Origin of the sequence: Bacillus sp. JJ1609, assembly GCF_036967045.1 — a bacterium.
Lineage (GTDB): Bacteria > Bacillota > Bacilli > Bacillales > Cytobacillaceae > Mesobacillus.
Genome location: NZ_JBALSS010000013.1, coordinates 75,435 through 91,661 on the forward strand (window position 1 = coordinate 75,435; position 16,227 = coordinate 91,661).

At 39.2% G+C, this 16,227-nt stretch carries 14 protein-coding genes and 2 pseudogenes; 12 read left to right on the forward strand and 4 right to left on the reverse strand.

Features of this window, described 5'->3' with window-relative positions; all coding sequences use genetic code 11:
- The first annotated feature begins 55 nt into the window (after positions 1-55).
- From V7654_RS11905 to V7654_RS11920, 4 genes and pseudogenes are all read left to right on the forward strand, one after another.
- Positions 56-1,117, forward strand: coding sequence for a DUF3900 domain-containing protein (locus V7654_RS11905; protein ID WP_335430609.1), 1,062 nt, complete (start codon positions 56-58; stop codon positions 1,115-1,117).
- 264 nt (positions 1,118-1,381) lie between these two features.
- A pseudogene (locus V7654_RS11910) lies at positions 1,382-2,098 on the forward strand (lipid II flippase family protein); the annotation flags it as partial.
- A 138-nt stretch (positions 2,099-2,236) separates the two neighbouring features.
- Positions 2,237-2,739 (forward strand): annotated as a pseudogene (locus tag V7654_RS11915) (NUDIX hydrolase).
- A 5-nt stretch (positions 2,740-2,744) separates the two neighbouring features.
- Positions 2,745-3,527 carry a class I SAM-dependent methyltransferase gene (locus V7654_RS11920; RefSeq protein WP_335430550.1) on the forward strand — a complete coding sequence of 261 codons (783 nt, stop codon included), beginning with the start codon at positions 2,745-2,747 and terminating at the stop codon, positions 3,525-3,527.
- A 55-nt stretch (positions 3,528-3,582) separates the two neighbouring features.
- Here V7654_RS11920 and V7654_RS11925 read toward each other — a convergent pair whose 3' ends face one another.
- On the reverse strand, positions 3,583-4,632 hold the full coding sequence (locus V7654_RS11925) for a M42 family metallopeptidase (RefSeq protein WP_335430551.1): 1,050 nt from the start codon (positions 4,630-4,632) through the stop codon (positions 3,583-3,585).
- A 177-nt stretch (positions 4,633-4,809) separates the two neighbouring features.
- Between V7654_RS11925 and V7654_RS11930 the strand changes: the two genes are divergently transcribed.
- From V7654_RS11930 to selB, 6 genes are all read left to right on the forward strand, one after another.
- The gene (locus V7654_RS11930; RefSeq protein ID WP_335430552.1) at positions 4,810-5,709 is read left to right on the forward strand and encodes a superoxide dismutase; all 900 of its coding nucleotides are present in this window, start codon (positions 4,810-4,812) and stop codon (positions 5,707-5,709) included.
- A 104-nt stretch (positions 5,710-5,813) separates the two neighbouring features.
- On the forward strand, positions 5,814-6,125 hold the full coding sequence (locus V7654_RS11935; protein ID WP_335430553.1) for a DUF3892 domain-containing protein: 312 nt from the start codon (positions 5,814-5,816) through the stop codon (positions 6,123-6,125).
- 237 nt (positions 6,126-6,362) lie between these two features.
- Complete coding sequence (locus tag V7654_RS11940; protein WP_335430554.1) at positions 6,363-8,294, forward strand: PhoX family protein; 1,932 nt, start codon at positions 6,363-6,365, stop codon at positions 8,292-8,294.
- Between the two features lie 484 nt (positions 8,295-8,778).
- Positions 8,779-9,570 carry a phosphotransferase enzyme family protein gene (locus tag V7654_RS11945; protein ID WP_335430555.1) on the forward strand — a complete coding sequence of 264 codons (792 nt, stop codon included), beginning with the start codon at positions 8,779-8,781 and terminating at the stop codon, positions 9,568-9,570.
- Between the two features lie 288 nt (positions 9,571-9,858).
- Entirely contained in the window at positions 9,859-10,665 is an 807-nt protein-coding gene (gene coaW, locus V7654_RS11950; RefSeq protein WP_335430556.1) for a type II pantothenate kinase, read from the forward strand.
- A 72-nt stretch (positions 10,666-10,737) separates the two neighbouring features.
- A complete protein-coding gene (gene selB / locus V7654_RS11955) occupies positions 10,738-12,621 on the forward strand; it encodes a selenocysteine-specific translation elongation factor (RefSeq protein WP_335430557.1) in 1,884 nt (627 codons plus the stop codon).
- A gap of 121 nt (positions 12,622-12,742) precedes the next feature.
- Here selB and V7654_RS11960 read toward each other — a convergent pair whose 3' ends face one another.
- Both V7654_RS11960 and V7654_RS11965 read right to left on the reverse strand, forming a co-directional pair.
- Positions 12,743-13,285, reverse strand: a complete 543-nt coding sequence (locus V7654_RS11960) for a DUF3231 family protein (RefSeq protein ID WP_438825289.1) — start codon at positions 13,283-13,285, stop codon at positions 12,743-12,745.
- A gap of 143 nt (positions 13,286-13,428) precedes the next feature.
- Complete coding sequence (locus tag V7654_RS11965; RefSeq protein ID WP_335430558.1) at positions 13,429-13,899, reverse strand: DinB family protein; 471 nt, start codon at positions 13,897-13,899, stop codon at positions 13,429-13,431.
- Positions 13,900-14,207: 308 nt separating this feature from the next.
- Here V7654_RS11965 and V7654_RS11970 point away from each other — a divergent pair, with 308 nt between their 5' ends.
- The gene (locus tag V7654_RS11970) at positions 14,208-15,035 is read left to right on the forward strand and encodes an MBL fold metallo-hydrolase (protein WP_335430559.1); all 828 of its coding nucleotides are present in this window, start codon (positions 14,208-14,210) and stop codon (positions 15,033-15,035) included.
- 67 nt (positions 15,036-15,102) lie between these two features.
- Here the strand turns inward: V7654_RS11970 and V7654_RS11975 are convergent, their stop codons facing one another.
- Positions 15,103-15,282 carry a thioredoxin gene (locus tag V7654_RS11975; protein ID WP_335430560.1) on the reverse strand — a complete coding sequence of 60 codons (180 nt, stop codon included), beginning with the start codon at positions 15,280-15,282 and terminating at the stop codon, positions 15,103-15,105.
- Between the two features lie 262 nt (positions 15,283-15,544).
- Between V7654_RS11975 and V7654_RS11980 the strand changes: the two genes are divergently transcribed.
- Entirely contained in the window at positions 15,545-16,153 is a 609-nt protein-coding gene (locus tag V7654_RS11980) for a class I SAM-dependent methyltransferase (protein ID WP_335430561.1), read from the forward strand.
- Positions 16,154-16,227: the final 74 nt, after the last annotated feature.

The following is a 16,227-nucleotide window of genomic DNA, read 5'->3' on the forward strand; positions in this document are numbered from 1 at the left end:
TTTAAATGATGCTGTATTTCTAACGGAAGAAATACAGGCAGCAGGGAGATTGAACATGGAATTTGAAGTACAGAATTTATCATTTTATGTCGTCCAGGTTGAAGGAAAAGGTGACCAGGCTGACAAAAGATATAAACATTTCCAGACATTGAATGAAGAAGAATATGAAAATAGCTCCTTGAAGGATTTCCTTGGTGGAGAGTTTGCTAAAATTGTGAAACGGAAGGTTGAACGCCATCCAAAAACGGAAGAAGTGCCGACAAAAATAGGCTACTTCATTGTTGAAGAAGGTCATGACCTCACTTCCAATCCAAACTACAATCTTTTCCACAGAGTTCGTTTCGCGGAATCAAAGGAAGTATTCCAGAATGAAAGTGAAAAATTCGCGATCGCTTATGTTGATACGAGTGCAGTGCGCGGCGGTGTCTTTATTGTTGCCCGCGCTAAGCTTCGCAAGTTTTTTGATGATTCATTCGTATTTATTTTGAAATGTGATTTTGAACCCAAAGTTGCTTCAATTTCTGATGAGTCTACCTTGATCCGCCAGGTTGAAATGGCGATCACGACGAAAAACATGAAATCTATCCAGTATCCTTACATGCCTGAAGAAGGAATGATTCAGGATAATGAACTGAAAATCAACCAGGCTTCACATGCCCGCTATTTCGAGGATTTCCTGAAATACGTTGAGTATGGACAGTCGATGCCAGAAATCGTGAAGACTCAAGTAATTGAAATGGTAAGAGGGCACATGGAAGAAACCTTCGAACCAGAAAGTGAAGAACGAGAACAGCTTGAGAATGCAATGGAAATTTGGGCTGCCAGCGAAAAACGCGAGCTGCAGGAACGCTTCGAACCAGAGCAGGTTATCGAAGCAGCGGCTCAGCTGATCGAGCACACACCTGAGCTAGAACTAAAGATGAAACTTGACCACGTATCGGTAAAGGGCTTGCTTGCGGACTTTGGCGATAGTATTCATCTAGCTAAAATGAACGGCAAATATGTACTTATGATCGAAGCAGACTCCGTTGTCTTTGAAAAAGGGTTTTCACCGGTAGAATTTGTGAAGCCTGATGAAGTCGCTACCGTTGTGGAACGGATCAGGCAAAAAGGGTAAATTCAGATTTTTATATAAACGGTGTAAATGATATAAATCTAAAAATTAGTTTGCATGGCTCTCAATTTTAAATTGGGGGCTTTTTTCATTGTCATTGAATAGTTACTTTGAGTATAATTGGAAAGGAATGGTAGAGTCGTTGCACAATCTAGATACACCTAAATGAATTAAGAAATCAGCGGATTTCCACCTCCTCATATTTATTGAAGGCTTATTTGGCATTAAATAATTAGGCGGGTTCTGCTTCGTTTGAGGAGCAATTGAATGGACATTTTATCAGAAAGATTACTAGTAATTGCATTATTTATTTTAGTAGTAACCACTATTGAAACACTGGCTTACTCTACAAGATTATCGGGTGCAAGAGTTGGGCTAATTGCCTCTGCGCTTTCACTATTTAATACCTTGGTTGTAGCAAGCCGATTTTCTACTATGTTTCAACAGCCACTTACCGGCAAGCTTATAGCTGAAGTGCCAGAAGGAGTAAACCGTCTCGAATTTCTGGAGAACCAATTTCGGATCCTTATAGGATTTACAACTGTCGGAGTATTAATTGGAATAATCTTATTCCCAACCTTTATTGCTATTTTTTCAAGAGCGATCATTCAGTTATCCAATGAACGAGGTTCGATTATTTCTTTGACTAAGAAATGGTTCAATCTAAAAGGGTTTAAGCGGGTGATTCTGTGCTTCCGAATGCCAAAACTGAGCTATTTAAAAGGCATCAATAAACATACGTTTCCGAAACGACTTTTTATCATTAATATTTTGATTACAGCTGTATACACGGTGGGTGTCCTAGCAGCCATATATGGTTCTTTGCTGACGGAACCGAAGTATGCGCAGGCAGTCGTTTTGTCCTCCGGTATTATCAATGGGATAGCAACGTTATTGCTGACTTTATTCATTGACCCCAAAGCATCCGTACTTGCTGATCGAGTCACGAAAGATAAAAATAAATATGTTTTCTTAAAAAGCTACTCGTTTGCAATGGTTACCTCAAAATTCGTCGGGACCATTCTTGCACAAATTATTTTTTACCTGCTGCATATTATGTTGCCTGGTTCGCGAAATGGCTATAGCTGGTTCAAGAAGAATTCTCAAAGTTGGAGGATCACATTGAGCACTACATATGTTAATTGGGGAGAATCAATCATTAAATTAACTTGGTTAAGTGATAAAAAGCTTCCTCCTCGGGAACTTATCACTAGTGTACATGGTTTTTGGTTTCATCATAATGAACTGATGTTAGTGAAATTGAATCACCGTGGCTGGGATTTTCCGGGGGGCACCTAGACCCTGGTGAATCAGCGGATGAAGGCTTTAAGCGCGAAGTGTTAGAAGAAGGATATGTTTCAGGGGAGTGCAAACAGTTAGGATATATTACTGTCGATCATACCGACAATCCTCATTGGAGTGAAAGCAGCAAATATCCTAAGGTGGGCTATCAAGTTTTTTAGCGCATGAATATTACAGATATCCATGAATTTAAGGCACAATATGAATCAGCTGAAAGAATTTTTATAAACCCTGGCACTGTAAAAGATTATTATCATGATTGGCATGAGTTATATGAGAAGATCCTAAGATGTTCATTGGATCTTCCTAAATTGGAAGGGTGATGGTTATGAATACAGTAAAACAAAATAGCTATGCATGGGATAAAAAGGTAGAGGAAGCGGCTGTCTACACTAAGGCTGTATCTCCAGAAATAATTGAAAAAAGCAGGGATGGAGATTGGGAAATTACCGTGACAACAGGGAAGCCTGTTCCAAGGAACTGGTTTCCCAATTCCTTGAACGGATTAAAGGTCCTGTGTCTTGCGTCTGGAGGAGGGCAGCAGGGTCCCGTTTTAGCCGCAGCAGGAGCAGATGTTACTGTCGTAGATATTTCGAAAAAGCAATTAGAACAAGATGAATATGTCGCTAAAAGAGATGGGTTAATGCTAAAAACGAAACTTGCAGATATGACGGACCTATCCTGCTTTGAAGATTCGGAGTTTGATATTATCGTTCATCCTGTAGCGAACTTATTCGTTGAGGATATCTTAAAGGTTTGGAATGAAGCTTCACGAGTTCTAAAAAATAAGGGTATCCTTATATCGGGGTTTACGAATCCTCTTCTTTTCATTTTTGATGATGAAGAGGATATGAAAGGGAATCTGGTCGTTAAAAACTCCATACCATCATCTTCACTCGACAACTTAACGGATGGACAAATTGCCGAATATCTGAAATCTGATAAGACGATAGAGTTCGGGCATACCCTTGAGGATCAAATTCAGGGACAGATAGATGCTGGATTTGTGATAACTGGCTTGTATGAAGATGATTTTGGAGGAAGAAGGCCGTTAGACAAGTATATAAAATGCTTCATCGCATCCAGGGCAGTGAAGCTGTGTGTTGAATAACGAAATAATTCAACAGAAAAAGGTGACCACTCACGAAGGAATGGTCACCTTTTTCTTATAAAATCATCTCGGACTGCACGTAATGATAAAGAAGCTTAGCTGTATTTTCTATTGAGTCCTTATGGGTTCTTTCAAAAGCATGCGATGAATCGATGCCTGGCCCGATTAAACCATGGATAATATCATTCCCTGAACGGATTGCTGCAGATGCGTCTGACCCGTAGAATGGATAAATGTCTAGCTTGTAGCCAATTTGATTATCAATCGCAAGCTGTGTAAGTCTTTTTCTAAGTTCATAATGATACGGTCCGCTCGCATCCTTCACACAGATCGAGACAGTATATTCATCTGTCGATTGCCCATCGCCCATTGCACCCATATCTACTGCCAGATACTCAACTGTTTCAGGAGTAATATTGGAGTTTCCTCCATACCCGATTTCTTCATTATTGGAAATGAGAAAATGTGTAGTATAAGGAAGTTCAATATTCTCCGTTTTTACTTGTTTGATCAGCTGAAGCAGAATTGCGACACTGGCTTTATCATCAAGGTGACGGGATTTAATGAAACCTGATGGCGTAATCTGAACCCTCGGATCGAATGATACAAAATCACCGACTTCAATCCCCAGATCTCTTACATCATTGGCATTATGTGCTTTTTCATCAAGGCGGACTTCCATATTATCCTGATTGCGTTCCGCTTTGCCAGCATCTTTATAGACGTGAACGGATGTTTGATGCATTAAAATCGTGCCAGTGAATTTTTCCCCAGAGGATGTTTCGATTTCGCAATACTCACCCTCGATAGAGTTATATTTAAAACCGCCAATTAAATCAAGCTTCAGGCGGCCGCTTGGCTTGATTTCTTTTACAATCGCACCAAGTGTATCTACATGGGCCGTTAACATTCTATGGTTCTGCTGATCCTTGCCGGGTAAAGTCGCGATCAATCCACCCTTGCGATTCCTCTTAGTTTCAACCTTTAATTCCTTTAGATAATTCTCAACGTATGTAATTACTTCATGTGTATTGCCTGATGGGCTTGGAATACTGACCAATTCTTTCAATAAATTCATTGTCTCTTCTGTGTTTGTATAACTCATGGAAAAACTCCTCTCTTTAAAAACATTCATATAACTTTTATTATAATCTTTTTTCATGACGCAAAGTAGCCGATTTTAAATCTTGTTGTTCAGGTGAAGTCTTTTTTAAAGATGTCATCTCTAACCAAATCCATTCATATTTTGGTATGGATGAGCAATTTTGGGGAGGAGATATAAATGAATGGTTATTGGTTTAGGTATTCCTTGGTTGAATGGTGCAAGGAGATGGAAACAAAATTGGCTTCTATGCGAGGTCAGCTGGAGGACACTAATAATGAAGCAACACTTCTGGAATGGGAAGAAACTCTTTCATCATTAAAACAAGATGCTGATTACGCGGATGATCAACAAGATTTATACACTAGAGCAAGGAGCTTACACGAAGACATTGCTGGCTTTTTGAACGGGTCAGAGTATGAATTTACACGGCAGCAGGGACAAAGAGTCCAACCTGTACCAATTGGAGGACATCGTTTGCCGCCTCTTCCGTATGGGTATAATGCACTTGAGCCTGTCATTGCCGAAGAAATTATGAAGCTCCATCATTTGAAGCATCACCAAAGTTATGTTGATGGGCTGAACAAAGCTGAAAAAGAAATGCAAAAAGCCCGTGAAAGCGGCGATTTTAGTTTAATCAAGCACTGGGAAAGAGAAGCAGCTTTTCATGGTGCCGGTCACTATCTGCATACAATTTTTTGGAATATAATGAGTCCTGATGGCGGCGGAGCACCAAAAGGCCAGCTTGCCAGATCAATTAATACTACTTTCGGCAGCTTTGAAAAATTCAAAAAACATTTTACTGAAGCAGCAAAAAATGTGGAAGCCGTAGGCTGGGCAATCCTAGTTTGGTCACCGCGGTCACATCGATTGGAAATACTGCAGGCCGAGAAACACCAGAACTTAACACAATGGGATGTCATCCCGCTGCTTGTTCTGGATGTCTGGGAGCATGCTTACTATTTGCAATATAAAAACGAACGGGCTAAATATGTTGAAAACTGGTGGAAGGTGGTCAATTGGCCAGAAGTCGAACAACGGTTTAATAAGGCTAAAACACTAATGTGGCAGCCATTTTAAGAAATAAGAGCAAAAAGGGTGATGAAACATCGCCCTTTTTTGCTTCTTACACATAAAAGGCTTCCTTCAGGACAAAACTAAACATATGTTCGGGAGGTGCTTTTATGGAAAATAAAGATTTCAACCAAATTTACAATGAATACAAAGAGCAGAGCAGAGAAGAAGTCCAGCAAGAGGTGAACGAACACCAGTCTGGCAAGGAGCAGATTGTAGCAGTCAGAAAGAATGACGATGGTGACCTAATTGCTTTTAAAACCGAAAGTGGCAGGGAATTAGATTATATTACCGCTTTAAATGAAGCGAAAGAAGGAAAACTGGCTCATGTTGACGTTTTCCATAAATATGGGCGGGATATCATCCGAAGTGAACCGGATGGCATTAAAGAGAACAATCTAGACAACTTACCTTTATTCTAAAAAGAATTTTATATTCGATTTAAAGGCTTCCATTGCATTCGGGAAGCCTTTTATTATTCCTCAATATAGCTTGTAGTATTGCGAAATTTTTATATTTCAAATTCTAAGGATAACCCTGCTATTTACTGAAATGAAATAAAAAGAAAAGGTTTTTTAACCTAATGTCAATATTACATTTACAATTTTAGAGTTTAATAGAAACTGGATAAACTAATATAAAGTTATAGGAGGATCAATATGAATAATAAAAGAATGACTAAAAAAGGTGTAACGGTTGCCCTTGCCCTGGCATTAACGATTCCTGCTCTAACACCTGCAGCGGCAGCTGAAAAAGGCCAAGCTAAAATAAATTCTGTTAAATTTAATGGCATGCAAGCCCCTTCAACAATTGAACAAATGGTACAAACCTACACTCAGGCATCAGTTGATGTAAAATATAGTGATGGAACAACGAAGAAATTCCCTTTATCTTATAAGAGACTTTTTAAATCAGAAGATAAGGTAGCAACAAACAAAGGCGAAATGATTGCTGCTGGAACACCAATTGATGTAAACGGTGATCCAATTATGGATAATAGCGTTCCTGGAAAACCAGTTCCTTTTGTATCGGATGCTCCAGATTCAAACAGCTTATTGAACCCGATTAATGGACAACAATATATGGTAACTCATTATGAATACCAGACAGTCGATGCAGCAGGCCAATCTGCATACGGAGTTGTACCTGCCTCAATGTCATTGACAAAATTGAATCAAGATGAGGAATCAGGGGAATTGACACCGGAAAAAGTAACGAAAATTGATTTTTCTAAAGTGAATGGTTTATGGATTCCGTGTAACGGATCTTTATCTCCTTGGAATACTCATTTAGGTTCTGAAGAATACGAACCAGATGCAAGAAGTTTTGAAAATGACCCTGAATCATCAGCAAGAGTTTCGGTTGAGAGTTTTGCACAACTATATTTTGGAGATAAAACAAAAGCAAATCCTTATTTCTATGGATTTATTCCAGAAATCCAGGTTAATAAAAACGGTAAGACAAAAGTTGAAAAGCATTACAGTACTGGCCGTTTCTCACATGAATTGATGAAGGTAATGCCTGATCAGCGAACTGCATTTTTCGGAGATGACGGCTCCTATACAACGATGTTCATGTACGTGGCCGATAAAAAAGCTGATTTGTCAAAAGGAACCCTTTACGCTGCTAAGTTTAATCAGACAGGAACAGAAAATGGCGGTTCAGGAAACCTTGAATGGATTAAACTTGGACATGCATCTGATAAAGAAGTCAAGAAAATCATTGACAGCGGGATTAAATTCAGTGATATTTTTGAAACATCTGATACACCAAAAGATGGATTTAAGGCCGTTAAACAATATTCACATGGGAAAACAGAATATCTTAAATTGAAACCAGGAATGGAAAAGGCAGCAGCCTTCCTCGAGTCCCGCCGTTACGCAGCAATGCTTGGTGCGACATCCGAATTCAACAAAATGGAAGGTCTAACTCTCAATGAAAAAGATAATAAAGTATATGTAGCAATCGCAGACCAAAGCAGTGGAATGGAAAAAGACACTGCAGGCAAGGATCCTGCAGACCATATTCAGCTACCTAAAATTAAATCGGGCGTAACTTACCAGTTGAACCTTGCAAGCGGGCAAATGGACAGAGATGGAAATAAGATCAACAGTAAATATGCAGCTTCCTCCATGGAAGGCCTATTAGTCGGCGAAGATATGGCAAAAGCAGACGCATATGGAAACACAGCAAATGTTGATAAAGTAGCCAACCCTGATAATTTAAGCTACTCTGCAGCTATGAGAACACTATTTATAGGGGAAGATAGCAGCAAGCATACAAACAACTTCGTTTGGGCCTATAATCTCGACACAAAACAACTGTCACGTGTTTTATCTGCACCAGCTGGCGCTGAATCTACAGGCCTATTTGCAGCTGACAATCGCAATGGTTTTTCTTATATCATGAGCAATTTCCAGCACCCAGGTGATGAATTGGATACAAAATCAATAACAGCAGTAGACAAAGAGGAACTAAAAGCTGCCATGGAGAAGGAAATCGGAATCAATAAAACAGGCGGAATTGGTTACATTTCAGGCCTGCCTTCCTTTGCTGGAGATGCTGATAAGAACCATAACCACGGAAAATAGATTAAAGCTATACCTGTAAACTGAATAAATAGGAAAAATCCCTGCGTATTATCGAAAATTTCGGTTTCTATGACAGGGATTTTTCTTTGATTTTTGAAACAATGCAAGTCCGATTTCTCAAATTTGAATATCAATAAAAGCGGAAGATGATTTTAATAAGTAGTTCAGATAACGTGGAGAAACAATATAAATAGCAGGTGTAATCGAGTATGAAATCGCAAAGGTTTTATACTCGATTTTTTATTGATGTGTAAGGGTTTCTCCCTGTTTTTCACAGCCGAATTAACAAGTAAAATAGCATACCAATTAACATGATGACAATAACTATTGTCACTACGTCATCTTTGATGCGATTAAAGTTGTTATATGAGGTGTTAAAAAGAAACAAAAGGAATAGTTAATTTAAGTTAAAATATAAAGAGAAGCAGGATAGTTCCTGTCCGTTAAAGGGCAAGATTGCGGAACAAAAAAAGGTGGTGCATATATGCCTAATCGTTCGAATGAGGAATTGTTAGCTTGTGGTAACGTCTCAAAAGTATATAGGTCAGGTAATACAGTTAGACGGGAATTAAAGTCAAATAGCAAAAGAATTCATGCACTTTTAAAACATCTTCATAACAAAGGATACGATTATGCCCCTAAATACCTTGGTATCGATGAAAAAGGAAGAGAAATTCTATCATTCATTGAAGGAGAAACTGGTAATTATCCATTAAAAAAATATATGTGGTCAGATGATGTCTTACGAGAAATTGCGAAAATGCTCCGTCTCTATCATGATTCCGTAAGTGACTTTTCATTTGATGATAGTTGGCAATCATTAGATAATACCCCACAACATGCGGAGGTATTATGCCATAACGACTTTGCAATATACAACATTATTTTTCTTAATGAAAGACCAATAGGTATTATTGATTTTGATGTAGCTGGACCTGGTCCACGACTTTGGGACATAGCTTATACTCTTTACACTTGTGTTCCATTAAGTAGATTTTATCTTACAGAAACAGGTGAAAAAGTTTATTATGATTCATTTCAAGATGCTTATCGTATTAAAAACAGACTGAAAATGTTTTTTGATTCTTACGGAAAAGGATTTGCAGAAAATAATATAGAAATGGTACTGCTACGATTAGAAGGATTATGTAAAACAATTACAAGAAGAGCGAGTGAAGGTGACCTTGCTTTTCAAAAGATGATAGATGAAGGTCATCTTGAACATTATCAAAATGATATTAAATTCATTTCTGAGCATAGGAATGAATGGACTTAAATCTTTCTTCCGTGAAAGGGGGCTTTAATTGAATAAGCCTCATACAAAAGTAAAGCTCAGAGTTCTTATATGGCTTTGAGCTTTGCTTTTGTGTTATTTACACTGCTAATTAAGCTGTGAATTCAAATGTTATTTAGCTTGTTATTTTAGGTTTTCTCAACAATAACTGAACTACTTATGATTTTAAACTGCCGCTTTTTCATTGATTTATGAAAGATTTGGGACGTACAATAGAAGCTAATAAGCATAGGCTTCGTTTTGTGATCTTTTTTTGAAAGGATTGGAATAATGACTGACAATGCAATTGGTATAGATGCTGGCGGTTCGCTCATTAAAATTGCTTTTGAAGAAAACAGCAGACTTCGTTTTAAAAAGTATCCTATTGAAGACCTAGACTCTGCGCTTAATTGGCTTAAAATGTTTGCTGTCAGTAAAAAGATCGTTTTGACAGGTGGAAAAGCAGGAATGATAAAAGCAGATTTCTTTCCAGAGGATGAAATTGTAAACGAATTCACGGCAGCCTGTGAAGGGGCAAAGTATTTGATGGAGCAAGAAAAAATGTCTTTGCAAGAAAAAGTCCTGCTCGTCAATATCGGGACAGGTACTTCATGGTTTGTTATGGAAGGAAGTCATTATGAACGGGTTCTTGGAAGTGGAATCGGCGGCGGTACCTTCATGGGTTTGGGTACGCTCCTTGGGAATAGCAGAGATTTTTCTGAATTGGTCGAGTTGGCGTCACGAGGTACAAGAGGGAATGTTGACCTCTTAGTCAAAGATATTTATCACCCAGAAGAGCCACCCATTCCAGGTGACTTGACTGCGAGTAACTTTGCTAAGGCGTCAAATGGCAAAGAGAGCTCTGAAGCAGATCAAATGGCCTCTGCTATTAATATGATTTCTGAGACGATCACTTTATTATCTGTGCAGGCTGCAACCTTACACTCTACGAAGAAAGTTGTTTATATAGGGAGCACCCTCTCAGGAAATAAGCCGCTTCAATCCTATTTAGAATTGTATGCTAAAATGTCAGGTCTTGAAACAGTGTTTCTTCGAGATGGTGAGTACAGCGGGGCTTTAGGAGCAAAAATGTTCTAAAATCAGTTGCTTGAACAATTCCTGATTTAAAGTTAGAGTAATTTTATACATATATAAAGAAGGTGTCAGCATTTGAGCAAGAGGTATTTTACCATCGGAATGGCAGGACATATAGACCACGGGAAAACGTCGCTGACAAAAGCTTTGACGAATGTGGATACCGACCGTTTGAAAGAAGAAAAGGAACGGCAAATTTCGATTGAACTTGGGTTCGCGCCTTTATATGAGGATGATGAACTGCAAATATCTGTTGTAGATGTTCCAGGCCATGAAAGGTTTATACGTCAAATGATTGCCGGAGTAGCCGGAATCGACCTAGTCGTTCTTGTTGTTGCTGCAGATGAAGGTGTCATGCCGCAAACAAGGGAACATCTCGACATCCTTGGCTTTTTGGGGATTCGGACAGGGATTATCGCCATTACAAAAATAGATCGGGTAGAAGAGGAATTCGTTGAACTGGTCAAGGATGATATTTTAGGTGAGCTGGAAGGCACCGTATTTGAAAACGCTCCGTTTATGATGGTTGACAGTTTATCGAACAAGGGAATCGAAGAGTTAAAGAAGTTGATTATCGATACTTTGAAGGAACAGGAAATGCGTGATGCAAAGGGCGCGTTCCGTCTTCCAATTGACCAGGTTTTTACCGTTAAGGGACAAGGTACGGTGGTCAGGGGCACTGTGTATGAAGGTACGGTTGAAGAGGGACAGCTACTGAAAGTGCTGCCTGATGGCATTGAAGTCCGTGCCCGTCAGCTGCAGGTCCATCATAAGCCAGCAAAGATTGCATTTGCCGGCCAGCGTGCGGCTATCAATCTTTCTTGTGTTTCCAAAGATGACCTGGAACGGGGAGAGGTCCTTGTTTCATCCGATCATTTTATTGTAACGAATACAATAGATGTGGCAATTCGCGTCGTCGAAGATTTAGACCATCTTGTGAAGCAACGGACGCCAATTAAATGCCATATTGGTACAGCTGAAGTAATGGGCAGAATCGTTTTCTTTGACAGGAATGAATTGAAGGAAGACAACGGGGAAATTCTTTGTCAGCTCAGGCTGGAAGAAAAAATCGTGACTAAACGCGGAGACCGCTTTATCATCAGGCGGCCAAGTCCGCAGGAAACAATCGGAGGCGGTTGGGTAATCGACCCGCGCGGAAATAAATATCGATTCGGCCAGCAGACAATTGAAGAGCTGGAAAAGAAAAAAGCAGGCACGCCGATTGAAAGGATCAATGCTGCATTATATGAGGCGAAAAGTCTTTCCATGGCAGATTTGATTAAAAGGACGGCACTGGACGAAGAAAATTTAAAAACAAATCTTCAGGATGAGCAATTTGTCCAGATTTCCAGCAAGGAATTCACTCTTAGCTCTCTTGTAGAACTGATCGAGGAGGATATCAAAGACAGACTGGAAGAATATCATGAGTTATACCCAATGCGATCGGGACTAAATAAGGCTGAGCTTCTTCAATCACTGCAAAAGCAGTTCTCTAAGTCGCTAATCGAATTCATTATAGAGTACGGGATGGTCCGAGGTGTTTTTTCGAGAAAAGAACAGTTCATTTCCATATCAAGCTTTGAACCGCATGTACCGAAAAGTTGGGAAAAACGGACAGAAAACCTGCTCAATGAACTGAAAAAAGATGGCTTAAAGGTTGCTTATCTTAGTGAATATATTAAAAATGCAGGAATACCGGAATCGCTCGTTGTGGAATTAAAGAGGTTATTGGAGGATCAGGGAAAGATTGTATTGCTTGATGACCAGTTTGCCTGGCATGGCGAGCACTTTGCAAAGGCAGTCCAGAAGCTGAAAAACCATACGAGCAATGAATTTGAAGTGCCAGACGCTAAAGAAGCAGTTGAATTGTCAAGAAAATACATGATTCCTTTCCTTGAGCGGTTAGATTCCCTAGGATATACAAAAAGAGTGGAAAACAAACGGATATGGCAAAAATAAACTTAGCAGCAGGTCGAATGATCTGCTGTTTTTCATTGTTAAATCTAATTTATATAAAATTTGATAAAAGAATATAAAAATGGACAACCATTTATGGTTGTCCATTGTTTACATAACAATATTATGCTCTTTCTGTTGATTTCACCTGCAGGGGAGGAGGTACCAGCCAGCCTTTTGTTTTATTCAACTTGAGCATTTTAGCTCCGAATTGAGCTTTTGCCATATGGAATTGGCCATACATTGTCGCAATGTCTTCTCTGATCGACTGACCAATCATTGTGCTGGCTGCAACTAAGCCCTGAGCAACATCCTTTGAAACCGACGCGCTGATTTCAGGGTCACTGAACCGTGCTCCAGGAGGGATGTCCTCCAGGTGAGCCACTGGACGTTCAGGAGGTGCCGGAGGAAGACCTATTCCGTTCGTTTTGAGCAATTCTTCAACCTGGCGTTTTTCTTCCTTAAGAGCCTCAATTGCTTCAAGGACAAGTTTTTTTAAATCTTCGTCGCCAATATGATTTACAAATGTCTGATATCCGGCAATTAGACCATGATTTACAGAAAGATGCGTCCATGCACCATAAACCTCACCATAATGCATCGGTTCATCCTTTGGATTACCACTTAAAATTCCCATGATTGCACCCCTTATCGTATCAATATTCATGTTTTCTCCTTATGACAGGAAATTGGTCACATCTGATATTTTGCTTCAAACGAGTTATACTATACACATTATTATTTGGAAAAAGAAGGGATGAGGACGCGGATAAGAGAAATGTAAAAAGACCTCTTCAGCTATGAAGGGGTCTAATAAAATTCACGAATGAGTAAATCACAATTAACGGGCTTTTTATCAAGTTCTCTTGCCCATATGGATAGTTGTCCAATATGGTGAATCTCATGGGAGACGATATGGTTCAACACCTTACGATAAGGGAATGTAAATGTGCGTCCGTTGTTATTTTTAATTTCAAGAATTTTAGCTTCCTTATGGTCTGTCCAATCACGAATAAATTCTTCAGTTACTTGTCTAGTTACTCTTGATAACTGTATTACCTCTTGAAGAGTACGAATGTCATCATAATCTTTCTTAATCAAAGGGTTACCGAGCATTTGATTAATCCATAATTGTTCGCAATCAATAACATGGAATAAGGTTTTCAATATACTGCCCATGCCGCCTACACGATGTTTTGTAAGCTCATCATCATTTAAGTCTTCACACCATCTAAACCAATTGTCTCTGACTTGCCAGTTATATAAAAACAAATCGTACATAAGGAATCTCTCCGGGTTCATAATTTTCTTATATTCTAACATGAATTTCCAATTAATGAGTTTAAGAAAAGAGGCTAATTACATGAAAATTTCAGAATTAAATCCAAATACACTTTCAGATGAACAGATTGCAAAACCTGATTTGGACAAAGGGAATAGTATAATCGTTCTGAGCATTGATGGACGATGAATTGTAAAAATGCAATTCTCAGCCAAAAGTTCTAGATAAGTTACATCAAACATAAGAAGTGAAATATTTTTGATTTTCTTAAAATTAAGTTAAGAAAAATCTGAGGAAGGTGTTCAAAATGACCCATTTTATCTGCAATACTTGCGGTGTCCAATACACAAAATCAACAAGTGCACCCGATATCTGTTTGATTTGTGCTGACGAAAGGCAGTATATCCATCCAGACGGACAGTCTTGGACAACGCTTGAAACACTTATTGATTCAGGGGATTACAGAAATACTATTGTCACTGAAGAGCCAGGTCTGTACAGCATCATTACTACTCCAGGCTATGCAATCGGACAGACAGCTTACCTCGTTCAAAATCAAGGATTTAATCTATTGTGGGACTGCATCACCTATCTGGACGAACAAACCGAAAAAGAAATACAGGCTCTGGGAGGAATCGATGCGATCGCATTATCCCATCCGCATTATTATTCGACCCAGGTTGAATGGGCTGAACGATTTGGAGCAAACATTTATATCCATGAAGCTGATCGCCAGTGGGTCACTAGGACGAGTGACAGAATTATATTCTGGTCTGGTGATTCTCTGGAGCTTGATACGGGAGTAACATTGTATCGTTTGGGTGGTCATTTTAATGGAGGAAGTGTTTTGCACTGGGAAAATGATGTGAACAAGCAAGGTGTACTTCTTACTGGCGATATCATTCAAGTAGTGGCCGATCGCCAATGGGTAAGTTTCATGTATAGTTATCCAAACCTTATTCCATTGCCAGCTATCAAGGTTCAGGAAATGGCAGCTAGAATTAACGATTTAGACTTTGACCGTCTTTATAATGCCTTTCATCGAGTCATTAAGAAAAATGCGCAACAATCCGTTCAAAAATCCGCTAAGAGGTATATTGATGCTTTGGAGGGCAAATTAGTTAATATGAAATAAACGAGTTAAATGATTATCTGAAAAGAACGCCTGGCATAAATATACCAGGCGTTTTGCCTGTGAGTGACTATTCTCCGAAAATACCCTCATAAATTTTAGCCATATCGTCCCTGAATTTCTCTACATGGACGATCCTGGCTTCTCTTAAATATTCTCTGCCGTCTACATATAGGACAAGTACTGGTACAGTGAAAGCCATCAAGAATCCTGCGATTTCCTCCACCTTTCCAGCATTCACTAAACCCATTTCAATTTTTGGGAAATCCTTCATCACTTCCTCAACCTGAGGAAGCAAACCATGACAAACACTTCAGCTGTCGGTTAATACATAGATAAAGCTTACTTCATGATCATTAATCAAGCTTTTAACTTCTTCCATCGATTTTAATTCATTCATATTCATACCTCCTACCAGCACTAATACCCTTTTAACTCTAGGATAGCCTCGAGTTCTTTAATCATACTAAAAAAAGGGTATTGGGTATAATGATAAAGTAAGGAGTGATCTTATGGGAAATCAATGGAACGAAAGATTTGGAGCAGAGCAATATGTGTATGGTGAAGAACCTAATGAATTCATTCGAAGCCAAGCTCACCAGTTGCAAAATCACAAAAAGATAGCCGCCTTCGCTGAAGGTGAGGGCAGAAATGCAGTATACCTTGCATCGGAAGGACATGAAGTCACTGCCTATGACTATGCACTTAATGGGTTAAGGAAAACGGAAGATCTCGCCGACCGGAATGGGGTGAAGGTAAGGACTGAACAGAAGGATTTAATAAATGATGAAGTCCCGAAAGCTGATTTCGACGCAGCTATTATGGTTTTTGGCCATTTTGATAAAAAGGATCAAAAGACCGTGTTTGATAAGCTGCTTTCGTGTGTAAAAGAAGGTGGGGTCCTGATGATGGAGGTTTATTCAGAGGATCAGGTTCGTTATAAAACTGGGGGACCTAAAACGGTCAATATGCTTTATCATCCGGGTGATTTATTAAAATGGACAGAAGGCTACAAAGTACTGCATTTCTTTTACGGTGAAAAAGAAAGAAAAGAAGGCGAACTGCATACCGGTTTGGGACATGTTGTGCAGTTGATTTTACAAAAGGAAAAAGTTAAATAAACGTATTAATGATTAAGCGATTTCCCTTTGAGGGAGGTCGCTTTTTTGCGCATAAATTTACAGGAATTTCCTCA

What these genes read in the sequence shown, in the direction of transcription:
- V7654_RS11905 (WP_335430609.1), top strand. Translation starts at nt 56, where the DNA reads ATGGAATTTGAAGTACAGAATTTATCATTTTATGTCGTCCAGGTTGAA.
- V7654_RS11920 (WP_335430550.1), top strand. Translation starts at nt 2,745, where the DNA reads ATGAATACAGTAAAACAAAATAGCTATGCATGGGATAAAAAGGTAGAG.
- V7654_RS11925 (WP_335430551.1), bottom strand. Translation starts at nt 4,632, where the DNA reads ATGAGTTATACAAACACAGAAGAGACAATGAATTTATTGAAAGAATTG.
- V7654_RS11930 (WP_335430552.1), top strand. Translation starts at nt 4,810, where the DNA reads ATGAATGGTTATTGGTTTAGGTATTCCTTGGTTGAATGGTGCAAGGAG.
- V7654_RS11935 (WP_335430553.1), top strand. Translation starts at nt 5,814, where the DNA reads ATGGAAAATAAAGATTTCAACCAAATTTACAATGAATACAAAGAGCAG.
- V7654_RS11940 (WP_335430554.1), top strand. Translation starts at nt 6,363, where the DNA reads ATGAATAATAAAAGAATGACTAAAAAAGGTGTAACGGTTGCCCTTGCC.
- V7654_RS11945 (WP_335430555.1), top strand. Translation starts at nt 8,779, where the DNA reads ATGCCTAATCGTTCGAATGAGGAATTGTTAGCTTGTGGTAACGTCTCA.
- coaW (WP_335430556.1), top strand. Translation starts at nt 9,859, where the DNA reads ATGACTGACAATGCAATTGGTATAGATGCTGGCGGTTCGCTCATTAAA.
- V7654_RS11960 (WP_438825289.1), bottom strand. Translation starts at nt 13,285, where the DNA reads ATGAATATTGATACGATAAGGGGTGCAATCATGGGAATTTTAAGTGGT.
- V7654_RS11965 (WP_335430558.1), bottom strand. Translation starts at nt 13,899, where the DNA reads ATGTACGATTTGTTTTTATATAACTGGCAAGTCAGAGACAATTGGTTT.
- V7654_RS11970 (WP_335430559.1), top strand. Translation starts at nt 14,208, where the DNA reads ATGACCCATTTTATCTGCAATACTTGCGGTGTCCAATACACAAAATCA.
- V7654_RS11975 (WP_335430560.1), bottom strand. Translation starts at nt 15,282, where the DNA reads ATGGGTTTAGTGAATGCTGGAAAGGTGGAGGAAATCGCAGGATTCTTG.
- V7654_RS11980 (WP_335430561.1), top strand. Translation starts at nt 15,545, where the DNA reads ATGGGAAATCAATGGAACGAAAGATTTGGAGCAGAGCAATATGTGTAT.